At 70.8% G+C, this 3,620-nt stretch carries 4 protein-coding genes; 1 reads left to right on the top strand and 3 read right to left on the bottom strand.

Going from position 1 to position 3,620, the window contains the following annotated elements:
- The coding region (locus tag H5J29_RS25190; RefSeq protein WP_181783506.1) for an ABC transporter ATP-binding protein at positions 1-1,772 on the bottom strand (1,772 nt) is incomplete at its 3' end.
- A 106-nt stretch (positions 1,773-1,878) separates the two neighbouring features.
- Positions 1,879-2,037 carry a hypothetical protein gene (locus H5J29_RS25185; RefSeq protein WP_181783505.1) on the bottom strand — a complete coding sequence of 53 codons (159 nt, stop codon included), beginning with the start codon at positions 2,035-2,037 and terminating at the stop codon, positions 1,879-1,881.
- A 342-nt stretch (positions 2,038-2,379) separates the two neighbouring features.
- On the opposite strand from H5J29_RS25185, the gene H5J29_RS25180 reads away from it, so the two are divergent.
- A complete protein-coding gene (locus H5J29_RS25180; RefSeq protein WP_181783504.1) occupies positions 2,380-3,366 on the top strand; it encodes an ABC transporter substrate-binding protein in 987 nt (328 codons plus the stop codon).
- A gap of 75 nt (positions 3,367-3,441) precedes the next feature.
- Here H5J29_RS25180 and H5J29_RS36640 read toward each other — a convergent pair whose 3' ends face one another.
- The gene (locus H5J29_RS36640; protein ID WP_376768572.1) at positions 3,442-3,603 is read right to left on the bottom strand and encodes an HAD family hydrolase; all 162 of its coding nucleotides are present in this window, start codon (positions 3,601-3,603) and stop codon (positions 3,442-3,444) included.
- Positions 3,604-3,620 lie beyond the last annotated feature (17 nt).

Below are 3,620 nucleotides of genomic sequence, written 5' to 3'. Positions count from 1 at the left end.
CGCGGTCCGCCCGGGCCGTTGTGCAGCCGGTAGAGGTGGGCGTACCCGGGGCAGGTCGTGAGCAGCTGCCGGTGGGTCCCGGCGCCGAGGACCTGGCCGCGCTCCAGGTAGAGGATGTGGTCGGCGTCGGTCACGGTGAGCAGGTTGTGGCTGATCACCACGGTGGTCCGGCCGCGCATCAGGCGCTTCATCGGGCCCATGACCTGCTCGGTCGAGTGGGCGTCGAGGCCGGTGGTGGGCTCGTCGAGCAGGAGGACCGGGGCGTCGCGGATCATCGCGCGGGCGATCGCGAGCCGCTGGCGCTGCCCACCGGAGAGCAGCCGACCCCGCTGGCCGACCGGGGTGTCGTACCCCTCGGGCATGGCCGTCACGAAGTCGTGGGCGTCCGCGGCCTTCGCCGCCGCCACCATCTCGTCCTCGGTCGCCCCCGGGCGGCCCCAGAGGATGTTGTCGCGCACGGTGCCGTCGAACACGAGGGTCTCCTGCAGGACCGCGGCAAGGTTCTCGCGGACCCGGACGAGGTCGAGATCGCGCAGGTCCACGCCGTCGAGGCCGACCCGGCCCGCGTCGGGGTCGTAGAAGCGCAGCAGGAGCTTCGTGAGCGTCGTCTTGCCCGCCCCACTGGGTCCGACGACGGCGAGCGTGCCGCCGGGCGGGACCGTCACCGTGATCCCGTCGAGGGCGGGGTGCTCGGCGCCCGGGTAGGTGAAGCGCACGCCGTCCAGGCTGAGTGCGCCCTGGGCGCGGTCGAGCGGGACCGGGTGCGGCGACTCCACGACGGAGGGCTCCTCGCGCAGGATCTCGATGATGCGCTCGGCGCCCGCGCTGGCGGCGAAGATCGTGTTCGTGAGCCCGGCGAGGCCCTTGATCGGCGAGTACATCTGGGAGAGGTAGCCGAGGAACACCAGGAGCCCGCCGAGGGTGAGCGCGTCCTGCGACATCTGCCAGACGGCGAACGCGGCCACGACGAGGACGGCGCCGATCTCGAACAGGTCGATCAGCGGGGTGAAGATCGCGCGGAGCCGGGCGGCGACCATCGAGGCGGCGAAGGAGCCGAGGTTCTCGGTGCGGAAGCGGCGGGTCTCGGCGGGCTGCCGGTTGTAGGCGTGCACCAGCGCGGCGTTGCCCAGGCTCTCCTCGGCGACGGCCCCGATCTGTCCGCCGCGCCTGCTGGTCTCGCGGGCGGCGGTCTTGAGGCGCTTCGAGAAGTACCGGGAGGCGAGCGCGAACAGCGGCACGCTGACCAGCGAGACGAGCGCGAGCTGCCAGTTGAGGAAGAACAGCAGGCCGCCGTACACCAGCAGCCGCACGCCGTAGGACACCAGCTGCATGAGCCCGGACACGACGAGTGACTCGATCGCGTTGACGTCGCCCGAGAGTCGGGACAGCAGGTCGCCGACCGGGCGGCGTTCGAAGAATCCCGGCGACATGCGGTGCATGTGCGCGAAGAGCCGGTCGCGGAGGTCGAGGACGAATCGCTCACCGACCCAGGTGCAGAGATAGTCGTCCGCAAAGGACAGAATTCCGCCGAGCACCATGATGCCGACGAACAATGCGGCAACCGTGCTGAATGCGTCGAAATTGCGCGGGGTGAGGACGTCGTCGACGAGGACCTTGAACAGCCACAGGTTGGCGGCGTCGACCATCGGTCCCACGGCGATGAACGCCAGGCAGACGGCGAGCCGCCCGCGGTAGGGCCGGGTGTGGGGCCAGAAGTGTGCGAGAACCTCGCGGACCGGCAGTGCGGGGGTCCCGCCGGGTGGGGGTGCCACGTGTCGCCTCCGGGACGGTGCTGTCCGGGCTGGTCAGGGGCTCAGACGTGGACGACCCCGCCCCGCACGCGTGCGGGGCGGGGTCGTCGACAGAGCGTGGTCGAGCTCAGCGACGGCCGCCGCGACGACGACCCTCGAAGGAGCGGTACTCCTCGGTCTTGCTCTTGTCGAAGGTCTCGTACTCGAACGCCAGGCGGGTGCCCGACTCCTCGGAGGACTTGCGCTTGAAGACCGACGTCACGCTGTCGAACGCGTTGCGACCCATTGGAGTACTCCACTTCAGGGGATCTCTTTTGCCGAGGGCGTGTGCCCATCGCACTTGCTTAATCGACCCAGTCGCGTCCGAGGTTCGAGGTGGGCCCCGATATCACCCGATGGGGTTTCTTCGGTCCTTCGCGATACCGGAAAGGAGTGAAGATCAATAACAGTGATTCGGTTCACACCGAATATCGGCCCAGGGGGGCGATCACCCACCGTGTCCGCGGGGCGGAGCGGGACCCGGTCCGGTCACGCCGACTTGCCGATCGGTGACCGCTCGTGATCTGCTGCCGGAACATTGGTGAGGCTGGCCTTCCTGCGGGGGGCCTCGATCCCGGGGGAGACCGAAGTGACGACGTCCCTGCGACTCGCGGCCCTGGCGGCGGGCGCCGCGCTGGTGCTCGCCGGCTGTGGCGGCGGTGACCCCGCCGCCGAGGCCCCGGCCGAGTCCGCCACCCGTACCGTCGACGTCGGCGCCGGCCCCGTCGAGGTCCCGTCCCAGCCGAAGCGGATCGCGGTCCTCTCCGGTGGTCTGGCGGGCACCTTCTACGCACTCGGCGCCCCGGTCGCCGGCACCGACACGAGCGTCCTGGGCATCACCCCCGACGCCTCGGGCTTCCCGTCCACCTGGGCCGAGCAGGCCAAGGCACAGGGCACGACGATCCTGTCCAAGGGTGGCGAGGGGATGAACCTCGAGGCCATCGCGGCGCTGCAGCCGGACCTCATCGTCGGCGGCGGGCAGGGCATCACGGCGGTCCAGGCACAGGAGGTGCTGCCGCAGCTGCAGGCCATCGCGCCGACGGTGCTGGTGCCGCGGACCACGATCGCCTGGAACGACCAGCTGGACACGATCGCGGACATCGTCAACGCCCAGGACGAGGTCCCGGGCCTGAAGGCGGCGTTCGAGCAGAAGTTGGCCGCCACGAAGGCGGCGATCACCCCGCCCACCGGCCCGGTGTCGATCTACCTCTCGCTGCCGGGGGAGAAGCTGTACATGGCGCCGCCGACCGCGGCCTACCCGACGCTGCTCTCGGGACTCGGCTTCACGCTCGACCCGGTCGTCGAGAAGGCGGACAACCCCCGCATCGTCAGCACCGGCGACTCGTTCGAGATCAGTCCCGAGCTGTTGGCGAACGTGGCGAACGCCCCGAACATGCAGGTCATCGAGATGGGCGGGCAGAAGCTCGACCAGCTCAAGGCGAACCCGGTGTTCGCGCAGCTCCCGGCCTTCCAGGGCGACGAGGTCAAGGCCATGTCCGCGGTGGTCTACCGGCCGGACTACCCGGCCGTCATGGTCGCGCTGGACCAGATCGCCCAGGCCTACCCGAAGGCCTGACCACCCCGGCTGCAGGAGGGAGCCACACCTGTCGTCTCGACGCCCCGGACGACGGTCGTGGCTCCCTACCGCGGGTCAGGTGGGGAGGAGGAGGGCGGGAAGCTCGGTGAGCTCGCCGAGCAGCGCGTAGGGCTCGGCCCGCCGCAGCGCGTCCCGCGGGCGGTAGCCCCCGGCCACCGCGACGGCGAGGTAGCCCGCCCGGCGCGCGGAGACCACGTCGTACTCGGTGTCGCCCACGTAGACCGCGCGGTCCC

Source organism: Pseudonocardia pini (assembly GCF_013870575.1).
Classification (GTDB): Bacteria; Actinomycetota; Actinomycetes; order Mycobacteriales; family Pseudonocardiaceae; genus Pseudonocardia; species Pseudonocardia pini.
The sequence above is the reverse complement of the archived record's forward strand: the minus strand, read 5'-3'. Positions and strand labels throughout refer to the sequence as shown.

Bases quoted from the DNA above. Each gene is read 5' to 3' on its own strand.
- H5J29_RS25185 (WP_181783505.1), bottom strand. From the start codon at position 2,037: ATGGGTCGCAACGCGTTCGACAGCGTGACGTCGGTCTTCAAGCGCAAG.